Source organism: Mycolicibacterium phocaicum (assembly GCF_010731115.1).
GTDB lineage: Bacteria > Actinomycetota > Actinomycetes > Mycobacteriales > Mycobacteriaceae > Mycobacterium > Mycobacterium phocaicum.
The window spans coordinates 89,119-103,012 of the sequence record NZ_AP022616.1 but is presented as its reverse complement, the minus strand read 5'-3'; the positions used below and the strand labels follow the sequence as shown (position 1 = coordinate 103,012).

Genomic DNA, 13,894 nt, shown 5'->3' with positions numbered 1-13,894 from the left:
GCGACCAATCATCACAACATGCAACTGACGCAGTTCTCCACGGCCGTGCCTTCCAGCGCCATCTGCCGCAGGCGGATGTAGTACAACGTCTTGATGCCCTTGCGCCAGGCGTAGATCTGCGCCTTGTTGACGTCGCGCGTCGTGGCGGTGTCCTTGAAGAACAGCGTCAACGAAAGACCTTGGTCCACATGCTGTGTGGCCGCGGCGTACGTGTCGATGATCTTCTCGTAGCCGATCTCGTACGCGTCCTGGTAGTACTCCAGGTTGTCGTTCGTGAGATAGGGCGCTGGGTAGTAAACGCGACCGATCTTGCCTTCCTTGCGGATCTCGATCTTCGACGCGACCGGGTGGATCGAGCTGGTCGAGTGGTTGATGTACGAGATCGAGCCCGTAGGCGGAACCGCCTGCAGGTTCTGGTTGTAGATGCCGTGCGCCTGCACCGATTCCTTCAGCGAGCGCCAATCATCTTGCGTCGGAATGTGAATGCCGGCGTCGGCGAAGATCTGGCGCACCTTGTCGGTCTTCGGCGCCCACTCCTGATCGGTGTACTTGTCGAAGAACTCACCCGAGGCGTACTTCGACTTCTCGAACCCACCGAACTTCGTACCGCGTTCGATCGCAATGCGGTTCGACGCGCGCAGCGCGTGGAACAGCACGGTGTAGAAGTAGATGTTGGTGAAGTCGATGCCCTCTTCGGAGCCGTAGTAAATCTGCTCACGGGCCAGGTAGCCGTGCAGGTTCATCTGCCCCAGGCCGATGGCGTGGGAGTCGTTGTTGCCCTGCTCGATCGACGGCACCGACCAGATGTGCGTCTGGTCCGACACCGCGGTCAGCGCGCGGATCGACACCTCGATGGTCTGCGCGAAGTCCGGCGAGTCCATGGCCTTGGCGATGTTCAGCGAGCCCAGGTTGCACGAGATGTCCTTGCCGACCTTGGCGTAGGACAGATCCTCGTTGAACAGCGACGGCGTCGACACCTGCAGGATTTCCGAGCACAGGTTGGAGTGCGTGATCTTGCCGTCGATCGGGTTGGCCCGGTTCACCGTGTCCTCGAACATGATGTACGGGTAGCCCGACTCGAACTGGAGCTCGGCGAGGGTCTGGAAGAACTCGCGCGCCTTGATCTTGGTCTTGCGGATGGCGCCGTTGTCGACCATCTCGTAGTACTTCTCGGTGACGTTGACGTCGGCGAACGGCACCCCGTAGACGCGCTCCACGTCGTACGGCGAGAAGAGGTACATGTCCTCGTTCTTCTTCGCCAGCTCGAACGTGATGTCCGGGATCACGACACCCAGCGACAGCGTCTTGATCCGGATCTTCTCGTCGGCGTTCTCGCGCTTGGTGTCGAGGAAGCGGTAGATGTCGGGGTGGTGCGCGTGCAGGTACACCGCACCCGCGCCCTGGCGGGCACCGAGCTGGTTGGCGTAGGAGAACGAGTCCTCCAGCAGCTTCATGATCGGGATGACGCCCGAAGACTGGTTCTCGATGTTCTTGATCGGCGCGCCGTGCTCACGAATGTTGCTGAGCAGCAACGCAACTCCGCCGCCGCGCTTGGACAGCTGCAGCGCCGAGTTGATGGAGCGGCCGATGGACTCCATGTTGTCCTCGATGCGCAGCAGGAAGCACGACACGGGCTCGCCGCGCTGCTTCTTGCCCGAGTTGAGGAACGTCGGGGTGGCTGGCTGGAACCGGCCGTCGATGATCTCGTCGACGAGCTTCTCGGCCAGCTCGGTGTCACCAGCGGCCAGGGTGAGGGCGACCATGACGACGCGGTCCTCGAACCGCTCCAGGTAGCGCTTGCCGTCGAAAGTCTTCAGGGTGTAGCTGGTGTAGTACTTGAACGCGCCCAAGAACGTCGGGAAACGGAACTTCTTGGCGAAGGCCCGGTCCAGCAGCTGCTTGACGAAGTTGCGGCTGTACTGGTCGAGCACCTCGCGCTCGTAGTACTCCTTCTCAATCAGGTAATCGAGCTTCTCGTCCTGGCTGTGAAAGAACACCGTGTTCTGGTTCACGTGCTGCAGGAAGTACTCCCGCGCCGCGAGCACATCCTTGTCGAACTGGATCTTGCCGTCCGCGTCGTACAGGTTGAGCATCGCGTTGAGAGCGTGGTAGTCGCTCTCACCGGGCAGCGCGTGCGTGGTGGCGGCTACCGGTTCTGCAGCTGTGACGGTTGGTGGCACGAGAGTTCCTTCCAGAAATCTTCCAGACCCTCACGGACGGCGATGACGTCGTCCGGGGTCCCCATGAGTTCGAGGCGGTAGAGGTACGGAACTCCACACTTACGGGAGACCACATTGCCCGCGTAAGCGAATTCAGCACCAAAGTTGTTGTTGCCCGCGGCAATGACGCCGCGGATCAACGACCGGTTGTGTTCATTGTTGAGAAAGGCGATGACCTGCTTCGGGACGTAGCCACCGTCGTTGATGTCCGGGGTGGCACGCCCGCCGCCGTAGGTCGGGAGCACCAGGACGTAGGGCTCGTCGATGACCCCGTCCTCGATACGTCCATGAATCGGGATGCGAATGGCCGGGATACCCAGCTTCTGGACGAAGCGGTGGGTGTTCTCGGACACGCTGGAGAAGTAGACGAGATTGCTCACTGTTCCTTCTCCTCCCCCGGCTGGTTGATTTCTAGGCGGTGACCGCCACGGTGCTGAGCGCCTTGATCCGGTCGGGACGGAAGCCCGACCAGTGCTCGCTGTCGGTCACGACGACCGGGGCCTGCAGGTAACCGAGCGCCAGCACGTACTCGCGGGCTTCGTCATCGATGCTGATGTCGACCTTCTCGTAAGCGATGCCCGCCTTGTCCAGCGCCTTGTAGGTGGCGTTGCACTGCACACATGCCGGCTTGGTGTACACGGTGACGGTCATCTCGGTACGACTCCTCTTCGAAAGGCCTGGAAGCTGAACTGAACATGGCTGGCAACTGACGGGGTAGCGCTTTCCGCTGATATCCCCATCCGGATCAGCGGCCCGGCAACCCCTGAAATTCCCGCATCTCCGGTCGTCCCGAGCCACTCCGGTCAGAACGTCCGGGAATCCCCGTCCGACCGACTTTCCGGCCCCGGCCGACCCTCAAATTGTGGGGGCCTGTCGGTCCGTCAAACACTACACCTAGTGGGCGACAAACCGAACAGATACAAGATGTTCTGAACAACATTCGTGAAATTCCCAGGTCGTAAGGCCGAATCCGAGACACTCTCTCGGCGTGTCGCACATCACACCCGGGGGCGTGTCGCGCTCCAACTACCGGTTTATCACCAGCCACCGACATTGATTGTGTTCAACCCGTTCGGGCGAGGATGACCTTGCTCGTTCGCCGCTGGTGATGACCCTCCCACCGACTGACGCCCTGCTGGGTTGTCTTCGACTTGATCTGTCTCACCAGCGACGCGCGAGCAAGCGTTGCCCCGAGAGCCCAGCGGGGCGGACATGACCTAATCAGGAGCCTGGCCGTTCCTCATCAATGTCTTGTCTGCCCGCCCCGCAGGGTTGTCACCCACCCGCACGGTTCATTACTACGGAGAGGACACCACCATCGTGACATCCCCACGCCGAGTCGTCATCGGCGCCGACACCCATCTGGACACCATCCACGTCGCCGCCATCACCGACACCGGCCAACCGCTCGGCGACGCCGAATTCCGCACCAACCCCACCGGCTACTGGGCCGCGATCTGCTGGGCCCGCAGCTTTGGTGACATCGTGACCGCAGGAGTCGAGGGCACCAGCAGCTACGGCGCCGGACTCACACAAGCATTGCAGGCCAACGCTATTCACGTCGTTGAAGTCAACCGACCCGACCGGGCAGCCAGGCGCAGGCAAGGAAAATCCGACCCGCTCGATGCCTACAGTGCCGCCCGCGCCGCGCTGGCCAGCAACAGCCCAGCCGTCCCCAAAGACCCCACACCAATGCACTCAAAGCCCTGCTGACCGCCCGTCGCGGCGCCGTCAAAGCCCGCACCGCAGCCATCCAGCAGATCAAGGACCTCCTCGTCACCGCTCCCGCCGAGATACGCGAGCGCTACCGCGGCTACACCACCACGCTGACGCTCGTGGCCGCGCTGTCCAGATGCCGACCCGCTACACACAACGATCCCGTCACGGTCTCAGTACTGACGGCCTGCAAAACACTGGCCCGCCGCGTCACCTTCCTGCAAGATCAGGCCGACGAAATCACTGCTGAGCTCGACACCCTCACTGCTGCATTCAATCCTGCACTCCGGGCCGCCTACGGCGTCGGCCCGGACACCGCCGCTCAACTGATCATCACCGCCGGCACCAACCCCAACGGCTCCGCAGCGAAGCCTCCTTTGCGATGCTCACCGGTGTCGCTCCCATCCCGGCCTCGTCCGGGAAAACCAGCCGCCACCGACTCTCCCGCGGCGGCGACCGCGCCGCCAACAACGCCCTGTACCGCATCGCCCTGGTCCGCATGGCCCACGACCAACGCACCCGCGACTACGTCACCCGCCAGACCGCCGCCGGCCGGTCCAAAAAAGAGATCCTGCGGATGCTCAAACGCGCTATCGCCCGCGAGATGTTCAAACACCTCACCGCACCCAGCCCGATCGACGACTACAGCGACCTCCGCCCGGCTCGTCGAGCCACAAACATCACTCTCACCGCCGTCGCCGACCACTTCGGCGTATGGCCCAACGACATCTCCCGCCTCGAACGCGGCCTCAAACGCGACGACACCCTCGCCGCTACCTACCGCCAATGGTTAAACACCCAGCTCAACCACGCCGCTTGACTATTAACAGAAATAGGAGCATCAAGTTGCGGCGACGCGCCGCTCGCGACGCGCCGGGCTCGACCCGACGGAAGTCGCCAGCTACGCCGATTTCCGCGCGACGGGCGCCACTGCTGTGGTACACGCGTGACGGACGTGACAGATGCGACCATCACCCCCGCGTGGCGCGTACCGCCCACACCCCCGCCGCCAGTACGGCCACCGCTTCGGCGACCACGCTGAGGACTGCATACGGTACCGGCTCGGAGCCCGTCTCCACGAATCCGAACAGGCCGACGGTTCGCGACAGCGCGAACGCCGCCAATGCCCCCGCCGACAGCACTCCCGAGGCCCATCCGAACCACCGCGGCGCACCCACCGCCAGCAGCGCGCCGACGGCACAGAACACCGCTGCCTGCACCAGGAAGCCGGTGCCGATCGTCGGGATGTGTCGGTACCCGTGCACATAGAGGTAGGCGTGCACACCGCCGCTGACAACCATGGCCGCCGCGAGCACCAGACGGTAGACAAGAGTCACAGCAGGGTCCGTTCCTTGAGCGCGAGCGTGTGCTGACCGGTCTGGTAGCTGACCTCACGGATACCGAGCGCGTCGTGCAGCTTGCCGGCCGGCAACGTCAGCGGTTTCGGTGCCGGACCATCGCCGGGATGCGGCAGCGGGTAGGCGGTCGTGGTGCCGCTGTGGAACGTGATGTTGCCCTCGGTCTTCGAAAATACCTGGTGCACATGGCCGTTGAGGCAGGTGACCGAGGCGAACCGCTTCAGGTAACTCAAGGCCTGCGCGGAGTCGTCGGTCCCCCAGCCCCAGTCGGGATACATCGCGAACAACGGGATGTGGCTGAACACGACGATCGGGGTATCGCTCGACAGCGCGGCGACGTCCTTCTCCACGAACTCGAGTTGATCGACGCCGAGGTGGCCGAGTTTCTTCAGGTTCAGTGTGTTCACCAATGCGATGACATGTACGCCGGCGATATCGAAGCTGTACCAGCCGTCGCCGCGGGTGCCCGCGCCGAAAGCCTGGCGGTACTTGGCGCCGGCGTCGTCGGCCGAATCATGTTCTCCCGGAACGGTGAACACGTGCGGGGTGCGCAGTCCGGTCATCATCTGCCGGACCTGGTCGAATTGTTCCGGCGTGGCCAGATGCGTCAGATCGCCCGTGTGGATGACGAAATCCGGCGTGTAGCCGAGGTTGTTGATGGTGTCGATGGCATGGGTGAACGAGCCGGCGACGTCGGTGTTGGCAGCCCCGGTGAAACCGATGTGGCTGTCACTGACCTGCGCGAAGCGCAGCGTCGGCTGCGCCGGGGCCGACGAGCTGCCCGCGACGTGCGACAGCACTTCCCCGCCGACCACCGACAGCCCCACGGCGGCGCCGAACCACGCCGTGTGCCGGAGCAGTTGGCGGCGGTTCATCTGCTGCGGGTCGCCTTGCGAGTCACTCATTTGACGACCACCGTCCCGTGCATGAAGGGGTGAATGCCGCAGACGTACGTGTAGGTGCCGGGCGCTGCGAACACGTAGCTGAAGGTGGCGCCGGAACCCATTGTCGGAGAGCGGAACTGACCGCCTTCGGCGACGACGTTGTGTGGGTCTTCGTCGTGGTTGGTCCACGTCACGGTCGTTCCGGCCGGCACCGTCAGCGTGTCGGGCGCGAGCGCGAAGTTGTCGATGTTGACGGCGTTCGGGCCGGCCGGCATCGGCGCCTGGTGGCCCGGTTCGGGCGGGGCCATCGTCATCGAGCCCATCGCGGGTCCGGACCCGGAGCCCGACATGCCAGGCGTGACGCCGGAACTGAAAACCGCGGTTGCAGTTGAGCTTTGTGGAACGGTCGAGGTGCATGCAGCCAGGAGCAGGACTGCGCCGGAGAGCGCCACCAGGGATCGTCGCGACACGACGGGAACCTCCGTAGTCGTCGGGTTCGGGCGCGTCCACGCACCCTCACCAACAGATACGGCGGCGGGTTACACCGTCTCAGGCCGGCTGACTCGGCGGCGTCGGCGCGAAAACCTCGATCACGCCGCCCACCTCACGAACATCGAACTTCGGCAAGGGTTTTGGCGCTATCGGCAGCTGATGTGTCAGGACGTGCCCGTCGGTGGCGAACGACGTGGAATGGCAGGGGCAGCGCAGCCGGTCGTCCGGCCCGTCGAACCAGAGTCGGCAGCCCTGATGCGTGCAGACGCCCGAGATGCCCTGCACGTTCCCGTCGACCCTGCGCACGAACCCCACGACCGTGCCCAGGTCGAACGGATGCACCGCCCCCTCCGACACGTCGGCGCTGTCGGCGACCTTCTGCCAGCTGCCGGCGGACGGGACCAGCTCAGGGTTCGCGGTGTCCTGGTTGCCCGGCCCACTGCGGCCCACCAGAGCCCGGTCGACGGCGACCGCGGCCACCGCGGCACCGGCGGCCGCCGATGTCCCGACGATCACCTGACGCCGGTTGGCGCGCAGCCAACCCGGCTTCGACGCCGCCGCTTCCTCGCCGTCGAACTGTGCGGCGAGTCTGCCGTGCAGATCGGCGAGGAACTCCGGCCGCGGCTCGTCGGCGCCGGGCCGGGCCGCCTGCAGGTCGATCGCCGTCCGCATCTGCGCCGCGTCGAAGTCGTCGGGCGTGAACCGCGACGGCTTGCGGCCGCGCAACAGATCGTCGAGGTACCGGCGCAACCCCCGCGCGTTCATGGCTCGCCCTTCTCGTTGATCTGTGCCGCCAGTCGTAATGCCCGGTGTTGCAACACCTTTGCGTTGGCGACGCTGACACCGAGCTCCGCTGCGGACTCCTTGATCGACTTGGTCTGGAGAAATCGCAGCTCCAGTATGCGTCGATAGTTGTCCGGCAGGGCGTCCAACACCGCGGCGACACGGTCCGGTGCGGTGCTGATGGACTCTTCGGCTTCCGGCGGCGCTTCGATATCGAGGTCGATGCAGGTGATCTCCCGCCCCATCGTCTCGCGCCAGTGCGCGGCGAGCACCGTGCGCGCGGTACTCCGCAGATAGGACCGCACCTCGGCAGCACTTGCCGTCAGCCGCAACGGCCGCAGGGCGGCGAGAAACACCTCGGCGGTGAGATCCTCGGCGTCGGCCTGATTGCCGACCCGCGCGTAGATCGTGCGGTACACCCACGTCGCGTTGTCCTGGTAGACGGACTCCCAGTCGGGATACCGGGAATCCGACGAGACCACGCGCAGTGGGGTTCGGTGCACAGGGTCACGCTGCGCAGACACATTGGCCCCGTCTCATCGGTGCGGCCCGGCACGCCGCGGGACCACTTCGCCATGTAGATAGCCTCCGGGGTTACATCGGGCCGCCACGAGCGACATCATCAGCCGCTCTCACCCGCCGTCGTCGACCGGATCGAGCAGCCGGTCGCCGAAAAGACTGCACAGCAGCAGCGCCACCTCGACGTCGAGCCGGTCGTCCTCGATGGGCCGGCCCCGGCGTTCGATCGCCCGCTGCACCCGGTACTTCACCGAGTTCGTATGCAGGTGCAGCTCCTCGGCCGCGGCCTTGTTGCTGCCGCCCGCCTTGAGGAAGGCCTGCAGCGTCTCGCGCAGGCGCTGGTCACCGTCTGTCGAACAGGCCAGCGGGCCAAGCACTTCCGTGGCCCACGCCGACAGCGCATCGACGTTCGTCCCCAGCAGGGCCGCGAGCGCGATGCCACGGTGGCCGAACGCGGTGAACCGGCGCCGCTGCGGGCCCGACGCCACCGCGACGGCGCGGGCGTCTTCGGCCTGCCGGTGCGACAGCCGAAAGCCGGCGACGCCGGACTGCGGAGTCCCGGCGGCGACATACGGCCCATCGGCCGGCACCAGACTCCCCAGCCATGTCACCGCCTCCGCGATGACCGCCGCGGGCACCGCGACCCAGGCCCACGCCGTGGCCCGATCGACCGAGACGAACAGCGGTGAGTCGGCCGCACCGATCGACGCGGCGAACTGCTGGATCAGCCGCTCCATCTCGGCCAGCCGGTCCTCGGAGTCGTCGCACCACAGCAGCACCGCGAGGTGGGTGCGCTGCAACGGATAGCGGATGGCCACCGTCGCGGCATCGATATCGACATCGCCACCGGCCAGCAGCTCACGAATCTCTGTGACGCGCACACTGTTTCGGTTCTCCAGCCAGCTCTCCCGCGCCTGCTGGTACACCTCGACGACCTCTTGCGAGATCCTGTCGATGTAGTTGAACGAGATCGTCGACATCACGTCGAAAATGTCCAGGCCCAATCCCGGATCGAGTTTCGCGGCCCGGATCTCCTCGAGCACCTCTTTCAGTACCGCCTGGTGGCCGAGCCGGTACGACCGCACCAGGACGTTTGCCGAGATGTCGCGTTGCGCCAACCGGCGTGCATGCTCGAGCGCGGCCGCGGGGGCATGCAACAGGTCGATCGAGATTCCGTGCCGGGCCGCGGCGAAGAACGCATCGATGTTCGCCGCGACCGAATCGGCCAGGACCTGCTGGAGTTGCTCTTCGTCGCGCAGCTCGCGGATATCCGCCACCAGCAGTTCCGAGACAGAGCGTGTGATGTCGGCGAGCCGAGCGTCCAATCGCATGCCGATTCCGGCCACCGCCTGCGTCAACGCGTCACCCGCGCCGGTGCGGTCTGCGCCACCGGCCACGTTAACTGCCTGTTTTCCCGGCCACCCCCAAACCGTAGTTCGTCGTCGGCCCGTTTGTCCCCGAAGGATGACAGCTACCGGATATTTCGCCGCGGTGCCGCTCAGCAGGCACACAGCGAAGGGCCGCCGATATCCGTTCGCGGATACCGGCGGCCCTGACGCTCAGCTGAGGTGGATTCAGCCGACCTCGGCGGCCAGCTTGGCGACCACGCCACGCACGCCCTCGACGACCTCGGCCGCCTCACGCGGATGCTTGCCGTCGAACGCCGACGCCGGCAGGGACAGCTTGACGTCGACGACATCCGCACCGGCGATGCCGAACGACTTGCGGCTCTCGTCATGTGCCCACACCCCGCCGTACTGGCCGAGCGCGGTACCGATGACCGCCAGCGGCTTGCCGGCGACGGCGCCGGAACCGTACGGGCGCGACAGCCAGTCGATCGCGTTCTTCAAGACGGCGGGAATGGTGCCGTTGTACTCCGGGGTCACAGCCAGGATCGCGTCCGCGTCACCCGCGATCTGGCGCAGCGCGACGACCGCCTCGGGAGCCGAGTCGTTGTCGATGTCTTCGTTGTAGAACGGCAGGTCGGCCAGTCCGTCCGCCACCCGTACCGTCACGCCCTCAGGCGCCGATTCGACCGCCACCTCGGCGAGCTGTCGGTTCAACGAGGCCGCGCGCAGGCTGCCGACCAGGACCAGGACCTTGGTATCTGCCATTTTCTCTCCCCTAGCTTGTCTCTGTGGACCGTTCCGGCGAACCGATCCTCGCATGAGTCAACCGGACTGCGGTCCGATTCATTCCGCCTGAGTTAAAGTTTTTTCATGAGCGACGGGGTGGCGCAACTGCGGCCCGCGAACCTGCCGATGGCAGGTCTGCCGATGAGTCCGGCTGCGCCGGTCGAGCGCGGCGATGCGGCGCGCAACCGGCTCCTGCTTCTCGACGCGGCCCGCCGACTCATCGCCGCGCGCGGCTCCGACGGCGTCACCATGGACGACATCGCGGCCGAGGCCGGTGTCGGCAAAGGCACCCTGTTCCGCCGGTTCGGCAGCCGTTCCGGCCTCATGCTCGTGCTCCTCGACGAGGACGAGCAGGTCGAGCAGAACGCCATGATGTTCGGCCCACCTCCCCTTGGGCCCGGCGCACCGCCACTGGAACGACTACTCGCCTACGGCCGCGACCGCCTCCAGTTCGTCTGGCAGCACCGCGCCCTGCTGTCCGACGCCGGGCGTGATCCGCAGAGCCGCTTCGGAGCCGCGGCAGCCGTCCACCGCACCCACGTCCGGATGCTGCTGCACACCGCCGGCACCACGGGAGACCTCGACGCCCAGACCGATGCCCTACTGGCCCTTCTCGACGCCGACTACGTCAGCCACCAGCGCGACGATCTGGGTCACAGCCTGCAGGCACAGGGCGACGCGTGGGAAAGCGTGGCGCGCAAGCTTTGCGGGACCTGAGATGACGTGGGTACTGCACGTCGACCTCGATCAGTTCCTGGCGTCCGTCGAATTGCGCCGTCACCCTGAGCTGGTCGGGCAACCCGTCATCGTCGGCGGCAGCGGTGACCCCACCGAGCCCCGCAAGGTGGTCACGTGCGCTTCCTATGAGGCAAGGGAATTCGGCGTCCACGCCGGGATGCCGCTGCGCACCGCCGCCCGCAAATGCCCGGAGGCCGTCTTCCTGCCCTCGGACGCGCCGGCCTACGACGAAGCCTCCGAACAGGTGATGGGCCTCCTGCGCGACCTCGGCCATCCGGTCGAGGTATGGGGCTGGGACGAGGCGTACGTCGGTGCGGCCGTAGACGATCCGTTCGAACTGGCCGAGAAGATTCGCGCCGTGATCGCTGCCGAGACCGGCCTGTCGTGCAGCGTCGGCATCAGCGACAACAAGCAGCGCGCCAAGGTCGCCACCGGATTCGGCAAGCCGGCCGGGGTTTTCGCACTCACCGCCGAGAACTGGATGACGGTCATGGGCGACCGGCCGGTCGACGCGCTCTGGGGCGTGGGACCCAAGACCGCGAAAAAGCTTGCCGAGCTCGACATCACGACCGTCGCCGAGCTGGCCCGCACCGACGCCGAGCTGCTCACGTCGACGTTCGGCCCGACCACCGGGTTGTGGATCCTGTTGCTCGCCAAGGGCGGCGGCGACAGCAACGTGACGGCCGAACCGTGGGTGCCACGGTCCCGCAGCCATGTGGTGACGTTCCCTGCGGACCTCACCGATATCGCCGAGATGGACGCCGCGGTCGGCGAGCTGGCCCGGCGGACCCTGGATGAGATCGTCGAGCAGGGCCGTATCGTCACCCGAGTAGCCGTGACCGTACGAACCAAGACGTTCTTCACCCGCACCAAGATTCGCAAGTTGCCGGTGGCCGGTACGGATCTGGAGACCATCACCCGGACCGCGATCGACCTGCTGCACGACTTCGAAATGGACCGGCCGGTGCGGCTGCTCGGGGTCCGGCTGGAACTGGAGATGCCGAAGTAGTGCTCACCACCATCGCCATCCGGGGCTACCGGTCGCTGCGCGAGATCGTCCTGCCACTGTCGGAGCTGACCGTGGTGACCGGGGCCAACGGCACCGGCAAGTCGTCGGTGTACCGGGCGCTGGGGCTGCTGGCCGACTGCGGACGCGGCGAGGTCATCGGGTCACTGGCCCGCGAGGGCGGGTTGCAGTCGGTGCTGTGGGCCGGGCCGGAGAACACCAGTGGCGCGCGCCGGACGGGTACTACCGAAGGCACCAGCCGGACCCGGCCGGTGTCGCTCGAACTCGGCTTCGCGGCAACCGATTTCGGCTATTTCATCGACCTCGGCCTGCCGCAGGACCCCGGCCACAACTCGATGTTCGGTCAGGACCCCGAGATCAAGCGCGAGACCGTGTTCGCCGGGCCTTCTCCCCGGCCCAGCAGCGCTCTGGTCCGTCGCACCCGGACCTACGCCGAGGTGGCATCCGACTCGGGCCGCGGTTTCGACGAACTGACCCGCGCCCTGCCCAGCTACCGCAGCGTCCTCGCGGAGTACGCGAACCCCGAGGCGCTGCCCGAGCTGGCCGCGGTCCGGGACCGATTGCGCGACTGGCGTTTCTACGACGGCTTCCGCGTCGACCGGGACGCGCCGGCCCGCCGCCGCCAGGTGGGCACCCGCACTCCGGTGCTGAGCAACGACGGCAACGACCTGGCCGCCGCCGTGCAGACCATCCTTGAAGCCGGGTTCGACGATCTGCCGCGTGCTGTCGCCGATGCATTCGACGGCGCCGAGATTTCGGTGAGCTCCGACAGCGGATTGTTCGAACTGCAACTGCACCAACGCGGCATGCTCCGTCCGCTGCGCTCGGCCGAATTATCCGACGGCACACTGCGATTCCTGCTCTGGGGCGCCGCCCTGCTGACGCCGCAGCCGCCTGCGCTCATGGTGCTCAACGAGCCGGAGACGTCCCTGCATCCCGACCTGGTGGGCCCGCTCGCCGACATGATCGCCGCTGCCGCACGCAAGACGCAGGTGGTCGTCGTCACCCACTCGGCACGGCTGCGCGAGCGGCTGGCCGCGTGCGACGCGAGCGAAGTCGAACTGGTCAAGCAGTGGGGCGAAACCCAGATCGACGGCCAGACCATGCTCACCGCGCCGCCGTGGGACTGGGGAAAGCGCTGAAGCTCAGCAGCTTTGGGGTTCAGGCACGCTTGGGCCGCAAGGCGCGCGTGAACAACACGTTCACCTGACGCATCGACACGCTGTAGGGCCACCACGCCAGCCGCTTGAACAGGTACAGGGCCCGGATGTCGGGCGACGTGTAGATCATGAACCGGTTCTTGGCCACCCCGGACAACAGCTTGTCCGCGGCCTGCTCGGGCGACACCGCGTGCCCGGCGAACCTGGCCACCCAGCGCTGCACCTGCGGATCGTCGCGATCCACGCCCGCGATCTGAACCGTCTGCATCAGAGGCGTTTTCACCGCGCCGGGCACCACGACCGACACCCCGATGCGATGCCGTGCCAGGTCGAAGCGCAGCACCTCGCTGACCCCGCGCAGGCCGTACTTGCTGGCACTGTAGGCGGCGTGCCACGGCAGCGCGACGATGCCCGCGGCCGACGAGACATTGGCCAGACGACCGCCGCGGCCCGCGGCCACCATGGGCGGGACCATGGTCTCGATGACGTGGATGGGCCCCATGAGGTTGACGTCGACCATCGAGCGCCAGTGCTGATGGGTCAGGGTGCTCACGGTGCCCCAGGCCGAGATTCCGGCGATGTTGAGCACGACGTCCATGGCCTCGTGCCGGCTGTGGATGTCGGCGGCGAAGGCCGCGACGGCGTCGTAGTCGGAGATGTCGAGCGCGCGGTGTTCGGCCACCTCGCCGCCGAGCGCCCGGGCGTCGGCGACGGTCTGTTCCAACCCGATGGCGTCACGATCGGTCAGATAGAGCACCGCGCCCTGTTGCGCCAGCTTGAGCACCGTCGCGCGGCCGATGCCGCTGGCCGCCCCCGTCACGAAACACCGCTTGCCTGCGTAGCCGCTCCACCGCGTCATGGCC

The 13,894-nt window shown here is 66.3% G+C and carries 16 protein-coding genes; 5 read left to right on the top strand and 11 right to left on the bottom strand.

The genetic code is table 11. From position 1 onward, the window contains the following. Nucleotides 1-11: 11 nt before the first annotated feature. Genes nrdE through nrdH form a run of 3 tightly spaced genes read right to left on the bottom strand, consistent with a single transcriptional unit; the run spans nt 12 to nt 2,870 of the window. The gene (gene nrdE, locus G6N46_RS00515) at nt 12-2,180 is read right to left on the bottom strand and encodes a class 1b ribonucleoside-diphosphate reductase subunit alpha (protein WP_138249858.1); all 2,169 of its coding nucleotides are present in this window, start codon (nt 2,178-2,180) and stop codon (nt 12-14) included. Further along, complete coding sequence (nrdI, locus tag G6N46_RS00510; protein ID WP_138249859.1) at nt 2,147-2,599, bottom strand: class Ib ribonucleoside-diphosphate reductase assembly flavoprotein NrdI; 453 nt, start codon at nt 2,597-2,599, stop codon at nt 2,147-2,149. Before nrdI ends, nrdE begins: the two co-directional genes overlap by 34 nt. 31 nt (nt 2,600-2,630) lie before the next feature. Beyond that, nucleotides 2,631-2,870 (bottom strand): glutaredoxin-like protein NrdH, encoded by a 240-nt coding sequence (gene nrdH, locus G6N46_RS00505; RefSeq protein ID WP_020104016.1) that lies wholly within the window; start codon nt 2,868-2,870, stop codon nt 2,631-2,633. Nucleotides 2,871-3,539: 669 nt separating this feature from the next. Here nrdH and G6N46_RS28495 point away from each other — a divergent pair. After that, nucleotides 3,540-3,932 carry an IS110 family transposase gene (locus tag G6N46_RS28495; RefSeq protein ID WP_235688617.1) on the top strand — a complete coding sequence of 131 codons (393 nt, stop codon included), beginning with the start codon at nt 3,540-3,542 and terminating at the stop codon, nt 3,930-3,932. A 385-nt stretch (nt 3,933-4,317) separates the two neighbouring features. Then, nucleotides 4,318-4,755, top strand: a complete 438-nt coding sequence (locus tag G6N46_RS28490) for a transposase (RefSeq protein WP_235688616.1) — start codon at nt 4,318-4,320, stop codon at nt 4,753-4,755. Between the two features lie 151 nt (nt 4,756-4,906). On the opposite strand, the gene G6N46_RS00495 is transcribed toward G6N46_RS28490, so the two are convergent. The 7 genes from G6N46_RS00495 to G6N46_RS00465 all read right to left on the bottom strand — a co-directional run bounded on the left by G6N46_RS00495 (nt 4,907) and on the right by G6N46_RS00465 (nt 10,085). Continuing rightward, a complete protein-coding gene (locus G6N46_RS00495) occupies nt 4,907-5,272 on the bottom strand; it encodes a hypothetical protein (RefSeq protein WP_138249865.1) in 366 nt (121 codons plus the stop codon). Next, nucleotides 5,269-6,198 (bottom strand): metallophosphoesterase family protein, encoded by a 930-nt coding sequence (locus tag G6N46_RS00490; protein ID WP_138249866.1) that lies wholly within the window; start codon nt 6,196-6,198, stop codon nt 5,269-5,271. The genes G6N46_RS00495 and G6N46_RS00490 overlap by 4 nt, the downstream gene beginning before the upstream one ends. After that, complete coding sequence (locus G6N46_RS00485) at nt 6,195-6,527, bottom strand: cupredoxin domain-containing protein (RefSeq protein ID WP_407665180.1); 333 nt, start codon at nt 6,525-6,527, stop codon at nt 6,195-6,197. Before G6N46_RS00485 ends, G6N46_RS00490 begins: the two co-directional genes overlap by 4 nt. Nucleotides 6,528-6,726: 199 nt before the next feature. Further along, complete coding sequence (locus G6N46_RS00480) at nt 6,727-7,434, bottom strand: Rieske (2Fe-2S) protein (RefSeq protein WP_138249867.1); 708 nt, start codon at nt 7,432-7,434, stop codon at nt 6,727-6,729. Beyond that, nucleotides 7,431-7,976 (bottom strand): RNA polymerase sigma factor, encoded by a 546-nt coding sequence (locus G6N46_RS00475; protein ID WP_029105818.1) that lies wholly within the window; start codon nt 7,974-7,976, stop codon nt 7,431-7,433. Before G6N46_RS00475 ends, G6N46_RS00480 begins: the two co-directional genes overlap by 4 nt. Nucleotides 7,977-8,084: 108 nt before the next feature. After that, nucleotides 8,085-9,368 carry a PucR family transcriptional regulator gene (locus G6N46_RS00470; protein WP_138249868.1) on the bottom strand — a complete coding sequence of 428 codons (1,284 nt, stop codon included), beginning with the start codon at nt 9,366-9,368 and terminating at the stop codon, nt 8,085-8,087. A 177-nt stretch (nt 9,369-9,545) separates the two neighbouring features. After that, nucleotides 9,546-10,085: an NADPH-dependent FMN reductase gene (locus tag G6N46_RS00465; RefSeq protein ID WP_138249869.1), complete on the bottom strand. Its 540-nt coding sequence runs from the start codon at nt 10,083-10,085 to the stop codon at nt 9,546-9,548. 147 nt (nt 10,086-10,232) lie between these two features. Between G6N46_RS00465 and G6N46_RS00460 the strand changes: the two genes are divergently transcribed. From G6N46_RS00460 to G6N46_RS00450, 3 genes are read left to right on the top strand one after another with little or no spacing between them, the layout of a single operon-like run. Next, nucleotides 10,233-10,823 carry a TetR/AcrR family transcriptional regulator gene (locus tag G6N46_RS00460; protein WP_061001679.1) on the top strand — a complete coding sequence of 197 codons (591 nt, stop codon included), beginning with the start codon at nt 10,233-10,235 and terminating at the stop codon, nt 10,821-10,823. Between the two features lies 1 nt (nt 10,824). Beyond that, nucleotides 10,825-11,853, top strand: coding sequence for a DNA polymerase IV (locus tag G6N46_RS00455; RefSeq protein WP_138249870.1), 1,029 nt, complete (start codon nt 10,825-10,827; stop codon nt 11,851-11,853). Then, nucleotides 11,853-13,013, top strand: a complete 1,161-nt coding sequence (locus G6N46_RS00450) for an AAA family ATPase (RefSeq protein ID WP_138249871.1) — start codon at nt 11,853-11,855, stop codon at nt 13,011-13,013. Before G6N46_RS00455 ends, G6N46_RS00450 begins: the two co-directional genes overlap by 1 nt. A gap of 19 nt (nt 13,014-13,032) precedes the next feature. On the opposite strand, the gene G6N46_RS00445 is transcribed toward G6N46_RS00450, so the two are convergent. Beyond that, complete coding sequence (locus G6N46_RS00445; protein ID WP_138249872.1) at nt 13,033-13,890, bottom strand: SDR family oxidoreductase; 858 nt, start codon at nt 13,888-13,890, stop codon at nt 13,033-13,035. Between the last annotated feature and the right edge of the window lie 4 nt (nt 13,891-13,894).